Origin of the sequence: Streptomyces sp. NPDC049970 (assembly GCF_040660235.1) — a bacterium.
GTDB lineage: Bacteria > Actinomycetota > Actinomycetes > Streptomycetales > Streptomycetaceae > Streptomyces.
Map to the genome: position 1 here is coordinate 1 of NZ_JBFALP010000018.1, position 15,880 is coordinate 15,880.

The 15,880-nt window shown below is 68.4% G+C and carries 15 protein-coding genes; 10 read left to right on the forward strand and 5 right to left on the reverse strand.

Features of this window, described 5'->3' with window-relative positions:
• Positions 1 to 87: 87 nt before the first annotated feature.
• Positions 88 to 1,275 carry a quinolinate synthase NadA gene (gene nadA, locus AB0I83_RS25585; protein ID WP_363306280.1) on the reverse strand — a complete coding sequence of 396 codons (1,188 nt, stop codon included), beginning with the start codon at positions 1,273 to 1,275 and terminating at the stop codon, positions 88 to 90.
• Positions 1,276 to 1,495: 220 nt separating this feature from the next.
• On the opposite strand from nadA, the gene AB0I83_RS25590 reads away from it, so the two are divergent.
• Positions 1,496 to 1,852 (forward strand): iron-sulfur cluster assembly accessory protein, encoded by a 357-nt coding sequence (locus tag AB0I83_RS25590; RefSeq protein WP_327119342.1) that lies wholly within the window; start codon positions 1,496 to 1,498, stop codon positions 1,850 to 1,852.
• Positions 1,853 to 1,925: 73 nt separating this feature from the next.
• Here the strand turns inward: AB0I83_RS25590 and AB0I83_RS25595 are convergent, their stop codons facing one another.
• Together AB0I83_RS25595 and AB0I83_RS25600 are read right to left on the reverse strand one after the other, a co-directional pair.
• Positions 1,926 to 3,365 (reverse strand): hypothetical protein, encoded by a 1,440-nt coding sequence (locus tag AB0I83_RS25595; RefSeq protein WP_363306281.1) that lies wholly within the window; start codon positions 3,363 to 3,365, stop codon positions 1,926 to 1,928.
• 168 nt (positions 3,366 to 3,533) lie between these two features.
• Positions 3,534 to 3,731, reverse strand: coding sequence for a hypothetical protein (locus AB0I83_RS25600; RefSeq protein ID WP_356538180.1), 198 nt, complete (start codon positions 3,729 to 3,731; stop codon positions 3,534 to 3,536).
• Between the two features lie 159 nt (positions 3,732 to 3,890).
• Here AB0I83_RS25600 and AB0I83_RS25605 point away from each other — a divergent pair, with 159 nt between their 5' ends.
• A complete protein-coding gene (locus AB0I83_RS25605) occupies positions 3,891 to 4,865 on the forward strand; it encodes a carbohydrate kinase family protein (RefSeq protein ID WP_363306282.1) in 975 nt (324 codons plus the stop codon).
• A gap of 15 nt (positions 4,866 to 4,880) precedes the next feature.
• Here AB0I83_RS25605 and AB0I83_RS25610 read toward each other — a convergent pair whose 3' ends face one another.
• Positions 4,881 to 6,263, reverse strand: a complete 1,383-nt coding sequence (locus AB0I83_RS25610) for an aminotransferase class V-fold PLP-dependent enzyme (RefSeq protein ID WP_363306283.1) — start codon at positions 6,261 to 6,263, stop codon at positions 4,881 to 4,883.
• A 272-nt stretch (positions 6,264 to 6,535) separates the two neighbouring features.
• Between AB0I83_RS25610 and coxB the strand changes: the two genes are divergently transcribed.
• From coxB to AB0I83_RS25630, 4 genes are all read left to right on the forward strand, one after another.
• The gene (gene coxB, locus AB0I83_RS25615; RefSeq protein WP_356538174.1) at positions 6,536 to 7,504 is read left to right on the forward strand and encodes a cytochrome c oxidase subunit II; all 969 of its coding nucleotides are present in this window, start codon (positions 6,536 to 6,538) and stop codon (positions 7,502 to 7,504) included.
• Positions 7,501 to 9,234, forward strand: coding sequence for a cytochrome c oxidase subunit I (gene ctaD / locus AB0I83_RS25620; RefSeq protein WP_363306285.1), 1,734 nt, complete (start codon positions 7,501 to 7,503; stop codon positions 9,232 to 9,234). Before coxB ends, ctaD begins: the two co-directional genes overlap by 4 nt.
• The gene (locus AB0I83_RS25625) at positions 9,231 to 9,629 is read left to right on the forward strand and encodes a cytochrome c oxidase subunit 4 (protein ID WP_356536808.1); all 399 of its coding nucleotides are present in this window, start codon (positions 9,231 to 9,233) and stop codon (positions 9,627 to 9,629) included. The genes ctaD and AB0I83_RS25625 overlap by 4 nt, the downstream gene beginning before the upstream one ends.
• A gap of 125 nt (positions 9,630 to 9,754) precedes the next feature.
• Complete coding sequence (locus AB0I83_RS25630; RefSeq protein WP_363306286.1) at positions 9,755 to 11,008, forward strand: Ig-like domain-containing protein; 1,254 nt, start codon at positions 9,755 to 9,757, stop codon at positions 11,006 to 11,008.
• 77 nt (positions 11,009 to 11,085) lie between these two features.
• Here AB0I83_RS25630 and AB0I83_RS25635 read toward each other — a convergent pair whose 3' ends face one another.
• Entirely contained in the window at positions 11,086 to 11,487 is a 402-nt protein-coding gene (locus tag AB0I83_RS25635) for a hypothetical protein (protein WP_356536804.1), read from the reverse strand.
• Positions 11,488 to 11,674: 187 nt separating this feature from the next.
• Between AB0I83_RS25635 and AB0I83_RS25640 the strand changes: the two genes are divergently transcribed.
• The 4 genes from AB0I83_RS25640 to AB0I83_RS25655 are packed head-to-tail and all read left to right on the forward strand — an operon-like array spanning position 11,675 to position 15,831.
• Positions 11,675 to 12,295 (forward strand): heme-copper oxidase subunit III, encoded by a 621-nt coding sequence (locus tag AB0I83_RS25640; RefSeq protein WP_205019672.1) that lies wholly within the window; start codon positions 11,675 to 11,677, stop codon positions 12,293 to 12,295.
• A gap of 55 nt (positions 12,296 to 12,350) precedes the next feature.
• Complete coding sequence (locus AB0I83_RS25645; protein ID WP_356536802.1) at positions 12,351 to 13,160, forward strand: c-type cytochrome; 810 nt, start codon at positions 12,351 to 12,353, stop codon at positions 13,158 to 13,160.
• Positions 13,157 to 14,209, forward strand: coding sequence for a Rieske 2Fe-2S domain-containing protein (locus AB0I83_RS25650; protein WP_356536800.1), 1,053 nt, complete (start codon positions 13,157 to 13,159; stop codon positions 14,207 to 14,209). The genes AB0I83_RS25645 and AB0I83_RS25650 overlap by 4 nt, the downstream gene beginning before the upstream one ends.
• The gene (locus AB0I83_RS25655; protein ID WP_356536798.1) at positions 14,206 to 15,831 is read left to right on the forward strand and encodes a cytochrome bc complex cytochrome b subunit; all 1,626 of its coding nucleotides are present in this window, start codon (positions 14,206 to 14,208) and stop codon (positions 15,829 to 15,831) included. The genes AB0I83_RS25650 and AB0I83_RS25655 overlap by 4 nt, the downstream gene beginning before the upstream one ends.
• Positions 15,832 to 15,880 lie beyond the last annotated feature (49 nt).

Sequence of the window (15,880 nt, forward strand, 5' to 3'; positions counted from 1 at the left end):
CGGGCGCCCGGTCCGGCGGCCGGCCCCCGCGCTGGGGGTGCTCCCGCCCCCCGACGTCGTCGGGGGCCTTCTCCACGCGGAACTTCCCTACGGCAGCGCCAGCATCCGCTCCAGCGCCAGCTTCGCGTACTTCTCGGTCTCCGCGTCGACCTGGATCCGGTTGACCAGGTTTCCCTCGGCCAGTGACTCCAGGGTCCACACCAGGTGCGGCAGGTCGATCCGGTTCATCGTCGAGCAGAAGCAGACCGTCTTGTCGAGGAAGACGACCTCCTTGTCCTCGGCGGCGAAACGGTTCGCCAGTCGGCGGACCAGGTTCAGCTCCGTACCGATCGCCCACTTGGAACCGGCCGGCGCCGCCTCCAGGGCCTTGATGATGTACTCCGTGGAGCCGACCTGGTCCGCGGCGGACACGACCTCGTGCTTGCACTCCGGGTGCACCAGCACGTTGACGCCCGGGATCCGCTCACGGACGTCGTCGACGGACTCCACCGAGAAGCGCCCGTGCACCGAGCAGTGCCCGCGCCACAGGATCATCTTCGCGCCGCGCAGCTCCTCGGCGGTCAGGCCGCCGTTCGGCTTGTGCGGGTTGTAGAGGACGCAGTCCTCCAGGGTCATCCCCATGTCCCGCACGGCCGTGTTGCGGCCCAGGTGCTGGTCCGGCAGGAAGAGGACCTTCTCGCCCTGCTCGAAGGCCCACTCCAGGGCCCGCTTCGCATTGGACGAGGTGCAGATCGTGCCGCCGTGCCTGCCGGTGAAGGCCTTGATGTCGGCGGAGGAGTTCATGTACGAGACCGGCACGACCTGGTCGGAGACCCCCGCCTCGGTCAGCACGTCCCAGCACTCGGCGACCTGCTCCGCGGTGGCCATGTCGGCCATCGAGCAGCCCGCCGCCAGGTCCGGCAGCACGACCTTCTGGTCGTCGCCGGTCAGGATGTCCGCGGACTCGGCCATGAAGTGCACGCCACAGAAGACGATGTACTCCGCCTCGGGCCGGGCGGCGGCGTCCCGGGCGAGCTTGAAGGAGTCGCCGGTGACGTCCGCGAACTGGATGACCTCGTCGCGCTGGTAGTGGTGTCCGAGCACGAAGACCTTGTCCCCGAGCTTCTCCTTGGCGGCACGGGCCCGCTCCACCAGGTCCGGGTCGGACGGGGAGGGCAGGTCGCCCGGGCATTCGACCCCGCGCTCGCTCCGCGGGTCGGCCTCGCGGCCGAGCAGCAGGAGGGCGAGGGGCGTCGGCTGGACATCCAGGGGCTGGGCGGTGGTCACGACACGCACCCTTTCTTTTCTGCGGAACGCCTTTTCGTCTAATTGACGTTATCTATCATAGCCCCTTTGTGTCAGCTTGACGATGCCGATAGCGTCGATGTGACGCATCCCCTCGCGGGGGTGGTGTGCGAGCATGAAGGGAACAGGCACGTGCCCGGCCCGGAATGAATCCGAGGCCCCGATGGTTGGACCGTCGGCAAGCAGTCCGTACAACCCGGGAGAGAAGCAGATGTCCGTATCGGACGAGACCACCACCGTGAGCGACGGCATTCTCCTGTCCGACGCCGCCGCATCCAAGGTCAAGACCCTGCTGGAGCAGGAGGGCCGTGACGACCTGGCGCTGCGCGTCGCCGTTCAGCCCGGCGGCTGCTCGGGCCTCCGCTACCAGCTCTTCTTCGACGAGCGCTCGCTCGACGGCGACGTCGTGAAGGACTTCGGCGGCGTCAAGGTCGTCACCGACCGGATGAGCGCCCCGTACCTGGGCGGTGCCTCCGTCGACTTCGTGGACACCATCGAGAAGCAGGGCTTCACGATCGACAACCCGAACGCGACGGGATCCTGCGCCTGCGGTGACTCCTTCAGCTAAACCCTGATACGTACGACGACGGCGGCGCCTCCCGGACCGGGAGGCGCCGCCGTCGTCGTATCCGTGGCCGGGGTCAGGTGCGCGGCACCCTCTCGCCCGATCCGGCGTCGACCACCGTGCGGCCGTCCAGCGGCGAGTCCAGCGTCACCGTCCGGGTCAGCTCCTTGGCGATCATGACGCAGGCCTTCCCGGGATCCGGCTTCGACTCGGTGACCGTGATCCGGACCGCCGAGTCCGTCTCCGTGGCGCGCGCCGTGTAGGTGCTGCACACGCCGCCCCAGAAGGCGACCTCCAGCGTCCGGCCGTCCGCGCTGTACGAGGTGATCCCCGTACCCCCGGCCCCGGGGTCCTTCGTGGGTTCGGGGGCCGACGGGGTGCTCTCCGGCTTCAGATGGTCCGGGTGCACCGCGACACGGACGACCGTGTTCACCGGGCCGCCGCCTTCGGGCCGTACGGAGAAGAGCCAGGAGGGCACGAGGATCCGCTCCCCGTCGGCGTACCGGGCCGCGAGTCCGAACTCCGCCTTCTCGACCGTCGCGGTGGTGCTCCCCGGGGTCCCGCCGGGCGAACCGCAGCCGGGCTCCGGCGAGGAGCCGTCCTCCAGCGGTACGGGGGTCGCGCAGCCGCCGATGGTGCCCTTCGCGGTCCGCCCGCCTTCCGCGTTCAGCTGCCTGAGCGCCTCGTCCGCGCCGATCACGGGGTAACTGTCGCCCTTCTCCAGGCCCTTGAGGCTCCCGGTGCCTCCGACGACCTTTCCTCCGGCACCCACCTGGATCCCGGTCGACCAGCCGTACGTCGGCAGTCCGCCCACCACCGGATCGGCGTTCACCACCCGTACCGCGCCCATCAGCTGGCGCGTGTCGAGCGCGGCGTCGTCCTGCCCCACGGCCTTGAGCACCGGGGCGGCCGCGGCCTCGGCGGTCTTCTCGTCGACCGGTGAACCGGAGGGCGGCGCGGGATCCCGCTTCTCGCAGGCCGGCCCGGGATCGCAGTTGTCCGGCCCGGAGGCGTAGCGGTCGAAGGTCCAGGTGCCGGGCGCCTGCTTGGTCACCCGCAGGACCGGTCCGGAACCGTCCCCGTCGCTGCCCACCTTCCACGCCGTGCCCTCCGAGCGCGGCACCCCCGGCAGTCCGAGGGCCTTCGCCAGCCGGGCCACCTCGGCGGAGGTCACCGTGCCCGTGGCGCGCCGCACGGCGGCCGAGGCGGGCCCGTCCGGCAGCTCGCCCTCGGCGCGGTAGACGACGCCGTCGCCGTGCGGGTCGGGCTCGCCCGGCGCGATGCCCGGCGGCGGTGCCGACGGGCCGTCCGCGCGGTCCAGCCCGAGCAGTGGGGGAGTGCCGTCCCCGGACGCGGCCGGGGCGGTGTCCGTACCGCCGTCGCCCGACGCGTTCGAGGCCCAGTACGCGGCCCCGCCTCCGGCCAGCAGCACGGCTGCCGCCACCGAGGTCACGGCGAACGGCGAGCGCCGCCGCCGGGTACCGGTCACGTCATTCTCGGGTCGCTCGGTGCTCACCGGATCGCTCCTTCGGCTGCCTGGCCGTCACTGGCACATCGTCCGTCCCCCGGGGCCGGGGGACACCGGTGGGACGGGGCAGGGGAGCGAGCGGTTCCACCGCGACCGCCGTGGAACCGCGCCGAGGGCCAGGACCGCCCGCACGCGGAGCCGTGCGGGCGGTCCTGATCAGTCCCCGTACTCGGACATGCCGTCGATCAGCCGGGCGGAGGACGGCGGCACGGTCACCCCGTGGATGCGTGAGGGCTCCACCGGCTTCGTGGCGCTCCTCTCGGGTACGACCCAGTGCGGTGCCATCCGGGCGCAGTCACCGCGCAGCTCGGCCAGGCTCATCTCGGACTCATGCGAAACGATCGTGTTCGACATATCCGCACCGTACGCAGGGTGGAGCCCAGGTAGAAAGCCCTACTATCGGGTAGTTTTGACCTTTCAGGCACGGTGGCGTCACCGGGTAGCGTGAACTGTCACGCCGTCCCGGAGGGCGCGCTCACGCGTTCCCTTCGCCTTCCGCAGGAGCAGCTCCCCGTGCGCATTGCAGTCACAGGCTCCATCGCCACCGACCACCTCATGACCTTCCCCGGCCGATTCGCCGACCAGCTGGTCGCCGACCAGCTGCACACGGTCTCGCTCTCCTTCCTGGTCGACAACCTCGACGTGCGACGTGGGGGAGTCGGCGCCAACATCGCCTTCGGCATGGGTGTGCTCGGCACCCAGCCGATCCTGGTCGGTGCCGCCGGAGCGGACTTCGACGACTACCGCGCCTGGCTCGACCGGCACGGCGTGGACACCGGATCGATCCGTATCTCCGAGGTCCTGCACACGGCGCGCTTCGTCTGCACGACGGACGCCGACCACAACCAGATCGGCTCCTTCTACACCGGCGCGATGAGCGAGGCGCGGCTGATCGAGCTCAAGAGCGTCGCCGACCGCGTGGGCGGCCTCGACCTGGTGTCCATCGGAGCCGACGACCCCGAGGCGATGCTCCGCCACACCGAGGAGTGCCGCTCGCGGGGTATCCCGTTCGCCGCCGACTTCTCCCAGCAGATCGCCCGGATGGACGGCGAGGAGATCCGCATCCTCCTCGACGGCGCCACGTACCTCTTCTCCAACGAGTACGAGAAGGGGCTCATCGAGTCCAAGACCGGGTGGAGCGACGAGGAGATCCTGTCCAGGGTCGGCCACCGCGTCACCACGCTCGGCGCCCGGGGCGTCCGCATCGAGCGGGCCGGCCAGGACCCCATCGAGGTCGGCTGTGCCGAGGAGGAGCGCAAGGCCGACCCGACCGGCGTCGGCGACGCGTTCCGCGCCGGTTTCCTCTCGGGGCTCACCTGGGGTGTGGACCTCGAGCGCGCCGCCCAGGTCGGCTGCATGCTCGCGACCCTGGTCATCGAGACCGTCGGCACCCAGGAGTACACCCTGCGCCGCACCCACTTCATGGACCGCTTCACCAAGGCGTACGGCGACGAGGCCGCGGCCGAGGTCCGCAAGCACCTCTCCTGACACGAGCGGAACGGGTCACAGGAGCCGGCGGACCACATAGGCCGAGCCCCGGTCCGCCGGCTCCTCACCCACGTACTCCTGCTCGCGCATCTCGCACCAGGCGGGGATGTCGAGGCGTGCCGCCTCGTCGTCGGCCAGCACCGTCACCGTGCCGCCCACGGGTACCTCCCCGATCACCTTTGCGAGTTCGATGACCGGGATCGGGCAGCGCCTGCCCAGCGCGTCGACCACGAGCGAGCCTCGCGGCACGGCCGAGGGGCCCGCCCCTGCGGGCGCGCCGAGCTTCTCCCGGACCCCGGCCACCACGCCGGGCAGCACGCGCAGGAAGCGGTCGACCTCGTCCGGCGAGGTGCCGGCGGGCAGCGACAACCGGATGTTCCCCTCGGTGAGCACGCCCATCGCCCTCAGGACATGGCTCGGCGTCAGGGTGCTGCTCGTGCAGGATGAACCGGACGAAACAGAGAAACCGGCACGATCCAGCTCGTGGAGCAAGGTCTCCCCGTCGACATAGAGACAGGAGAAGGTCACCAGGTGCGGCAGCCGCCGCTCCGGATCGCCGACCACCTCCACATCGGGCACCAGGGTCGCCACCTCCGCCCGGATCCGGTCCACCAGGGCGCGCAGCCGTACGGCCTCGGCCGCCGCCTCCGCGCGTACCGCCCGGAGCGAGGCCGCGGCGGCCACGACCGCCGGGATGTTCTCGAAACCCGCCGCCCGCCCCGACTCCCGCTCGTCGGCGGGCCCTCGGGGCGCGAACCGGACCCCCTTGCGCACGGCGAGCAGCCCGACACCGGCCGGCCCTCCCCACTTGTGCGCGCTCGCGGTCAGCAGCGACCAGCGGCCGGGCACCGGACCCCAGCCCAGTGACTGGGCGGCGTCCACCAGCAGGGGCACACCGGCGTCGGCGCAGATCTCCGCGGTCTCCGCCACCGGCTGCTCGGTGCCCACCTCGTGGTTGGCGGACTGCAGGCAGGCCAGGGCCGTGTCCGCGCGCAGCACCCGGGCGTACTCCGCCGGGTCCACCGCTCCCGTCCGGTCCACCGGCACCTCGGTGGACGACCCGCCCGCCGCCTCCAGCGCCGCCGCCGCATGGAGTACCGAGGAGTGCTCGACGGCGGAGAGCACCAGATGCCGGCCGACACGCCGACGGCCGGAAAGTGCTCCGGCGGTGGCCGAGTGCACCGCCCGGGTGCCCGAAGAGGTGAAGACGAGCTCGTCCGGCCGGCAGCCCACCGCCTCCGCGGCGGTCTCCCTGGCCGCGTCCAGGAGCAGCGCGGCCCGCCGTCCCTCGCGGTAGAGCCGGGCGGGATCGGCCCAGCCCTCGTCCAGGGAGGCAAGCAGCGCCTGGCGGGCGACCGGGTGCAGGGGGGCGGACGAAGCCGCGTCGAAGTAGGGCACGCCGTCACGCTAGCCCGCGGGAGGCCCTCCCCAGGTGGCGGGCCGCCTCCCCCGAGGGGAGAGGGTGCGTCAGATGACGGCCGGAGGCGCGGATTCCACCCCTTCGGGGTGTCGGGCGGCGCGTTGGGCACCCTCCCCGCGCGACCCCAAATAGCGTCCAGTAGGGTTTGGTCCGCATAAACATCCAAACCCCTGCCCGCGTCAGGGCCGGCGACCGACCAAGTGAGACGGGCGCGCCGACCGTGCGGGCGAGACTCTCGGGAAGGCGCTACGTGAGTCCCAACGGCTCCGACCGCTCGTCGCGGCGCCCGATGCGGCGGAAGCTGCCGCAGGTGCTGACTGCGGGCCTGGTCCTGGCGACGGCCTCCGGTTGTTCATACAACTGGGAGGATTTCCCCCGCCTCGGTATGCCCACCCCGGTAACGGAAGAGGCCCCTCGGATCCTCTCCCTCTGGCAGGGCTCGTGGGCGGCAGCGCTCGCCACGGGTGTCCTCGTCTGGGGGCTGATCCTGTGGAGCGTCATCTTCCACCGGCGTAGCAGGACCAAGGTGGAGGTACCGCAGCAGACCAGGTACAACATGCCTATCGAGGCGCTGTACACAGTGGTCCCCCTCATCATCGTCTCGGTGCTCTTCTACTTCACCGCGCGCGATGAATCGAAGCTCCTCGAACTCAGCCCGAAGCCGGCCCACACGATCAACGTGGTCGGCTACCAGTGGAGCTGGGGCTTCAACTACATCGAGAAGGTGGAGGGCCAGCCCTCCGCCGGCAACGAGGTCCCGAAGGAGCTCGACGCCATCCCCAACAGGTTCCGTGAGGACTTCCCCGAGGGCGCCGGCGGCGTCTACGACGTGGGTGTCCCCGGTACGAGGAACCCGCAGAACGGCAACCCGGGTCCGACCCTGTGGCTGCCGAAGGGGGAGAAGGTCCGCTTCGTCCTTACTTCGCGTGACGTCATCCACTCCTTCTGGGTGGTGCCGTTCCTCATGAAGCAGGACGTCATTCCGGGCCACACCAACTCCTTCGAGGTCACGCCGAAGAAGGAGGGCACCTACATGGGTAAGTGCGCCGAGCTCTGCGGCGTCGACCACTCCCGGATGCTCTTCAACGTCAAGATCGTCTCTCCCGAGCGCTACCAGCAGCACCTCAAGGAGCTGGCGGACAAGGGTCAGACGGGCTACGTGCCGGCAGGCATCGAGCAGACGGACCCGGCCAGGAATGCGGAGACCAACAAACTGTGAGCATCCTCAATGAATCCCAGGGTGCCGCGGCAGCAGACGACTCGTTCGAGGATGAGCTGCCGGTGCGGCCCAAGCAGCGGGGAAGTGTCGTCGTCAAGTGGATGACCACCACTGACCACAAGACGATCGGCACGATGTACCTGGTCACATCGTTCGCGTTCTTCGTCATCGGTGGCCTTCTGGCGCTCTTCATGCGCGCCGAGCTGGCCCGCCCCGGCACGCAGATCATGTCGAACGAGCAGTTCAACCAGGCGTTCACGATGCACGGCACGATCATGCTGCTGATGTTCGCGACGCCGCTGTTCGCCGGATTCGCGAACTGGATCATGCCGCTGCAGATCGGCGCGCCCGACGTGGCGTTCCCGCGGCTGAACATGTTCGCGTACTGGCTGTACCTCTTCGGCTCGCTCATCGCGGTGGCCGGCTTCCTCACCCCGCAGGGTGCGGCCGACTTCGGATGGTTCGCCTACTCCCCGCTGTCGGACGCGGTCCGCTCGCCGGGTGTCGGCGCCGACATGTGGATCATGGGTCTGGCCTTCTCCGGCTTCGGCACGATCCTCGGTTCGGTCAACTTCATCACCACGATCATCTGCATGCGCGCCCCCGGCATGACGATGTTCCGTATGCCGATCTTCGTGTGGAACGTCCTGCTGACCGGTGTTCTGGTCCTGCTGGCGTTCCCGGTCCTGGCAGCCGCGCTCTTCGCGCTGGAGGTCGACCGAAAATTCGGCGCACACATCTTCGACGCGTCGAACGGTGGCGCACTGCTCTGGCAACACCTCTTCTGGTTCTTCGGCCATCCAGAGGTGTACATCATCGCCCTACCGTTCTTCGGAATCATTTCCGAGATCATTCCGGTATTCAGCCGCAAGCCGATGTTCGGCTATATCGGTCTGGTCGCGGCGACGATCTCCATCGCCGGCCTTTCCGTGACGGTCTGGGCGCACCACATGTACGTCACGGGCGGCGTCCTGTTGCCGTTCTTCTCGTTCATGACGTTCCTCATCGCGGTGCCCACCGGTGTGAAGTTCTTCAACTGGATCGGCACGATGTGGAAGGGGTCGTTGTCGTTCGAGACACCGATGCTCTGGTCCGTCGGCTTCCTGATCACCTTCGCCTTCGGTGGCCTGACCGGCGTGATCCTGGCCTCGCCGCCGCTGGACTTCCACGTCTCCGACTCGTACTTCGTCGTCGCGCACTTCCACTACGTCGTCTTCGGCACCGTGGTCTTCGCGATGTTCGCCGGGTTCCACTTCTGGTGGCCGAAGTTCACCGGCAAGATGCTGGACGAGCGGCTCGGGAAGATGACCTTCTGGACGCTGTTCGTGGGGTTCCACGGCACCTTCCTGGTGCAGCACTGGCTCGGTGCCGAGGGCATGCCGCGCCGTTACGCGGACTACCTCGCCGCCGACGGCTTCACCGCTCTGAACACGATCTCGACGATCTCCTCGTTCGTGCTCGGTCTGTCGATGCTCCCGTTCTTCTACAACATCTGGAAGACCGCGAAGTACGGCAAGAAGATCGAGGTCGACGACCCCTGGGGCTACGGACGTTCGCTCGAATGGGCTACGTCCTGCCCGCCCCCGCGGCACAACTTCATCAGCCTGCCGCGGATCCGCTCCGAATCCCCGGCGTTCGACCTGCACCACCCGGAGATCGCGGCGCTCGAGCAGCTGGACCACCTGTCCGAGGGTGACAAGGTTCTCGCGGGCAAGGAGGACGGCAAGTGAAGATCCAGGGCAAGCTCTTCCTCTGGCTCAGCCTCTTCATGGGGGCCATGGCCGTCACGTACGGCGTGTGGTCCAAGGAGCCCGTCGGCACCACCGCGCTGGTCCTCTCCTTCGGCCTGACCCTCATGATCGGCTTCTACCTGGCCTTCACGGCCAACAGGGTCGACGCGATGGCCCAGGACAACAAGGAGGCCGACGTCGCGGACGAGGCCGGCGAGGTGGGCTTCTTCTCGCCGCACAGCTGGCAGCCGCTCTCGCTCGCCATCGGAGGTGCCTTCCTCTTCATGGGAGTCGTCTTCGGCTGGTGGCTCGCGTACTTCGCGGCCCCGCTGCTCCTGGTCGGCCTCTTCGGCTGGGTCTTCGAGTACTACCGGGGCGAGAACCGCACCCAGTAAGACACGCCGCCCAAGGACGCACAGCACCCGTACGGGGGCCCGGCCCGCTCAGTAACGAGCGGGCCGGGCCCCCGTTTGCAGTCACTGAACGCGCTGGATCGGATGAATCTTCTTAGCGTGGGTTCATGAACCACACGCCGCGCATCCGCACCGTAGTGAGCTGCACCGTGCTGGTCGTGACCCTGGTAGCGGGTGCGACCGCCTGTGGAGAGCCCGACGGCCATCCGCTGTCGCTCAAGCCGTACGACGCAGCCGACACGGTCTCCTTCAACGGCCCTTCCGGGAAGAAGAAGGCCGACCCCGACAAGCCCCTCGAATTCACCGTCAAGGACGACGACGTGACCATCACGGACGTGACGGCCGTCGACACCGAGGGCCGCCACCTGGCGGGCGAGCTCGACGCGGACGGCAAGCGGTGGCACTCCACCACCTCGCTCGCCGCCGGAACCCGATACACCGTCAAGGTCACCACGGAGAACGACGACGGGGCCCCTGGCAGCCGCACGTACAGCTTCGGCACGACGGCGGCCAAGAAGTTCCTGAAGGTCGACTTCGGCCCGCAGGCGGGCACCTACGGCGTCGGACAGCCCCTCACGGCGGAACTCAGCGCTCCGGTCACCGACCGGGCGGCCAGGGCCACCGTCGAGCGCGGGCTGCAGGTCCGCTCCACGCCGGCCGTCACCGGCTCCTGGTACTGGGTCGACGACAAGACCCTGCACTACCGCCCCAAGGAGTTCTGGCCCGCCGACGCCTCGATCGACGTACGCAGCAACCTCAAGGGCATAAAGGTGAGCAACGCGCTGTACGGGGGCGCGGCCAAGCCCCTGAAGCTCACGACCGGTGACCGGATAGAAGCGATCACCGACGCCTCGGACCACTCCATGACGGTGCTGCGCAACGGTGAGGTGATCAACACCATTCCGGTCACCACGGGCAAGCCCGGCTTCGACACGCGCAACGGCGTCAAGGTCGTGCTGGCCAAGGAGCAGTTCGTACGGATGCGCGGTGAGAGCATCGGCATCGCCTCCGGCTCCTCGGAGTCCTACGACCTGCCCGTCTACTGGGCGACCCGGGTCACCTGGAGCGGCGAGTACGTGCACGCCGCGCCCTGGTCCACGGGGTCGCAGGGCAGTGCCAACGTCAGCCACGGCTGCACCGGCATGAGCACCGCCGACGCCGAGTGGTTCTTCGAGACGGTCCGCGAGGGCGACGTCGTCAAGGTCGTGGGCAGCGACGGCGAGACCATGACGCCGTTCGACAACGGCTTCGGCGACTGGAACCTGGCCTGGGACGCCTGGCAGAAGGGGAGCGCCCTGCGGAGCGGCTCGCCCGACGCCGGCACCGACGTCCAGACGGCGCGACTGCGTCCCCAGGTCTGATCAGGCCTGGAGTGCGCAACACCCCGGGAGAGCGCGGCGGAGGGGTTCGGAGCCCCTCCGCCGCGCGCCGCGTGGCCTCAGGCCTCCACGGACAGCCTGCGGCGCAGGACGGACGCGAGGGTGTCCGCGAAGTCGACCGGGTCCACCGGCAGCGTCACTGCGGCGTCGGCGCGGCTCCAGGTGGCCAGCCAGGCGTCCTGCGGGCGCCCGATCAGCAGCAGCACGGGCGGGCAGTCGAAGATCTCGTCCTTGATCTGCCGGCACACGCCCATGCCGCCCGCCGGCGCCGTCTCGCCGTCGAGCACACAGACGTCGATGCCGCCCCGGTCCATGGCGCTCAGGACGGCCGGCAGGGTGGCGCACTCCAGGAACTCCACCGGTGGCACGTCCGCCGCAGGCCTGCGCCCGGCGGCGAGCCTCACCTGCTCACGGGTGTTGGCGTCGTCGCTGTAGACCAGGACCGTGGCGGTCGGCTGCATTGTTCCTCCGTGACGTCTGTGTCTTCGGGGCTCTCGGGGCATGAACCGATGGGCGGATCGTACTCCGGCGGACAGCCTGTCAGCACCGGTGACGACAGTGATTCGATGGGCCGTTCGGTGCGGACACACAGCACTGACACACCGAACGGCACCCCCGGGAGTGAGGGCGGGATAAGCGACCGACATAATGTCGGTCGTGGCGACAGCAACGACAGTAGAAACCGGGCACGCGCACCCGTCGGTCAATCGGCCGAACCTCACCAGCGTCGGAACCATCATCTGGTTGAGTTCCGAGCTGATGTTCTTCGCGGCCCTCTTCGCGATGTACTTCACCCTGCGATCGGTGATGGGACCCGATCACTGGAAGGAGATGGCTCACCATCTGAACTTCCCGTTCTCGGCGACGAACACGACGATCCTGGTGCTTTCCTCCCTCACCTGCCAGCTCGGCGTTTTCGCCGCGGAGCGGGGCGATGTGAAGAAGCTCCGCACCTGGTTCATCATCACGTTCGTGATGGGTTCGATCTTCATCGGAGGCCAGGTCCTCGAGTACACCGAGCTGGTCAAGGACGCGGGTCTCTCCCTGTCCTCCGACCCGTACGGTTCGGTGTTCTACCTGACGACCGGCTTCCACGGTCTGCATGTGACAGGCGGTCTCATCGCCTTCCTGCTCGTCCTGGGCAGGACATACGCGGCCTCGAGATTCACCCATGAGCAGGCCACCGCGGCCATCGTCGTGTCCTACTACTGGCACTTCGTCGATGTCGTCTGGATCGGCCTGTTCGCCACGATCTACATGATCAAGTAACCGGGCTCGCACCCACCCACCATCGACGCAGAAGATCCTGACACCGGGGTAATCCGTGAAAAAGCTCTCCGCACGACGACGCCATCCGCTGGCGGCGGTCGTCGTACTACTCCTCGCGCTGGCGGCCACCGGGGGGCTGTACGCCGCGTTCGCACCTGCGGGTAAGGCGCAGGCCGACGACACCGCCCAGTCCCTCGCCATCGACGAGGGCAAGAAGCTCTACTCCGTGGGCTGCGCCAGCTGCCACGGAACCGGCGGTCAGGGCACCACCGACGGGCCGTCCCTCGTGGGCGTCGGCTCCGCCGCCGTCGACTTCCAGGTGGCCACCGGACGCATGCCGGCCCAGCAGCCGGGTGCCCAGATCCCGAAGAAGAAGGTCATCTACGACCAGGCCGAGATCGACCAGCTCGCGGCGTACATCTCGTCGCTCGGCGCCGGTCCGATCACGCCCACCGAGAGCCAGGTCGACCCCGCGGGTGCCGACGTGGCCAAGGGCGGCGACCTGTTCCGCACCAACTGCGCGCAGTGCCACAACTTCACCGGCGAGGGCGGCGCGCTGACACACGGCAAGTACGCCCCCACCCTCGAAGGCGTGAGCCCGAAGCACATCTACGAGGCCATGCAGACCGGCCCGCAGAGCATGCCCTCCTTCCCGGACACCACCCTTCCGGAGCAGGAGAAGAAAGACATCATCGCGTACATCAAGACCGTGAACGGTGACAACGCCGAGACCCCCGGCGGGCTCTCCCTCGGTGGCCTCGGCCCCGTGAGTGAGGGTCTCTTCGGCTGGATCTTCGGACTGGGCGGACTGGTCGCCATCGCCGTCTGGGTCGCGGCCCACACCGCTAAGGCCAAGAAGTCATGAGTAGCCAACAGATTCCAGAAGAGAACCTGCCGGAAGCGCAGGACGCCGCGCACGGCGCGGTAGCGGTCGCGGACGATCCGTTCGCCGACCCGGGGCTGCCGGCCCACCGGCCGCGCATCCAGGACATCGACGAACGGGCCGCCAGGCGCTCCGAGCGAGCCGTCGCGTTCATGTTCACCTTGTCCATGCTGGCGACGGTCGGCTTCATCGCCTCGTACGTCATCTTCCCGGTCGACAAGATCGTCTTCATCTGGCCGTTCGGCCACGTGAGCGCGCTCAACTTCTCCCTGGGGCTCACCCTGGGCCTGGCGCTGTTCCTCATCGGCGCGGGCGCCGTCCACTGGGCGCGCACCCTGATGTCCGACGTGGAGGTCGCCGACGACCGGCACGCCATCGAGGCGACGCCGGAGGTCAAGGCCAAGGTCATGGCCGACTTCGCGGCCGGTGCCGAGGAGTCCGCGCTCGGCAGGCGCAAGCTGATCCGCAACACCATGTTCGGCGCGCTGGCCTTCGTGCCGCTCTCCGGTGTGGTGCTCCTGCGCGACCTCGGTCCGCTGCCGGAGAAGAAGCTCCGCTCCACCCTGTGGGCGAAGGGCAAGCAGCTCGTCAACATGAACACGATGGAGCCGCTGCGCCCCGAGGACGTCGTCGTCGGTTCGCTCACCTTCGCCATGCCCGAGGGCCTGGAGGAGGACGCGCACGACTTCCAGACGCAGATCGCCAAGGCCGCCCTGATGATCATCCGCATCGAGCCGGACAACATCAAGGACAAGCGGGAGCGCGAGTGGGCCCACGAGGGAATCGTGGCCTTCTCCAAGATCTGCACCCACGTCGGCTGCCCGATCAGCCTGTACGAGCAGCAGACGCACCACGTGCTCTGCCCGTGCCACCAGTCCACCTTCGACCTCTCCGACGGCGCCCGCGTCATCTTCGGTCCGGCCGGTCACGCGCTTCCGCAGCTGCGGATCGGTGTGAACAGCGAGGGCAACCTCGAGGCGCTCGGTGACTTCGAAGAGCCCGTCGGTCCTGCCTTCTGGGAGCGCGGATGAGTACTGCGACGGAAACACAGCGCAAGGCGCCCGCCGGTGAGCGGGTGGCCGACTGGGCGGACGGCCGGCTGGGCATCTACGGCCTGGCCAAGGCCAACATGCGCAAGATCTTCCCGGACCACTGGTCCTTCATGCTCGGTGAGATCTGCCTCTACAGCTTCATCATCATCATCCTCACGGGTGTGTACCTGACGCTGTTCTTCCACCCGAGCATGAACGAGGTCGTGTACCACGGCTCGTACGAGCCGATGCAGGGCATCCGGATGTCCGAGGCCTACGCCTCGACGCTGGACATCAGCTTCGACGTCCGCGGTGGTCTGCTGGTCCGGCAGATCCACCACTGGGCAGCGGTGATCTTCCTCGCCGGCATGTTCGTGCACATGTTCCGGGTGTTCTTCACCGGCGCGTACCGCAAGCCGCGTGAGATCAACTGGCTGTTCGGCTTCCTGCTGTTCGTGCTCGGCATGTTCACCGGGTTCACCGGCTACTCCCTCCCGGACGACCTGCTCTCCGGTACGGGTGTGCGCTTCACCCAGGGCGCGATCCTGTCGATGCCCATCGTCGGTACGTACATCTCGATGTTCCTGTTCGGCGGGGAGTTCCCCGGCACGGACATCATCGCGAGGTTCTACTCGATCCACATCCTGCTGCTGCCGGGCATCATGCTCGGGCTCGTGGTCGGCCACCTCATCCTGGTGTTCTTCCACAAGCACACGCAGTTCGCCGGCCCCGGCCGTACGAACAAGAACGTCGTCGGCATGCCCCTGCTGCCGGTGTACATGGCCAAGGCCGGAGGCTTCTTCTTCCTGGTCTTCGGCTTCATCGCGATCATCGCGGCCATCGCCTCGATCAACCCGATCTGGGCGCTCGGCCCCTACCGTCCCGACCAGGTGTCCACGGGCGCCCAGCCGGACTGGTACATGGGATTCGCCGAGGGCTTCGTCCGCGTGATGCCGGGCTGGGAGATCAACCTCTGGGGCCACACGCTGGTCCTGGGCGTGCTCATCCCGCTGGTCCTCTTCGGTGTGATCCTCGGGGCCCTGGCGCTCTACCCGTTCATCGAGTCTTGGATCACCGGGGACAAGCGCGAGCACCACATCCTGGACAAGCCGCGGAACGCCCCGACCCGCACCGGGCTCGGCGTCGCCTGGGTGACGATCTACATCGTCATGCTGATCGGCGGCGGCAACGACATCTTCGCGACCCACTTCCACCTGTCGCTCAACGCGATCAGCTGGTTCGTACGGATCGCCTTCTTCGTCGGCCCGGTCCTGGCGTTCATCGTCACGAAGCGGATCTGCCTCGGCCTCCAGCGCCGCGACAAGGAGAAGGTGCTGCACGGGCGCGAGTCCGGCACCATCAAGCGCCTGCCGCACGGTGAGTTCGTCGAGATCCACGAGCCGCTCGGCCAGGGGCAGCTGCACACGCTCACCGCGCACGAGCAGTACAAGCCGGTCGAGATCGGCCCGACGGTCGACGAGAACGGTGTCGAGCGCAAGCCCTCGGCTCTGCAGAAGCTGCGCGCACGCCTCAGCAAGAGCTACTTCGGCGACGAGAGCCAGATCGCCAAGCCCACCGCCGAGGAGTACAAGGAGATCACCAGCGGCCACGGCCACCACTGATCACCTCAGCTGACCGCCACAGCGCGAGCCCCGTCCATCCGATGGACGG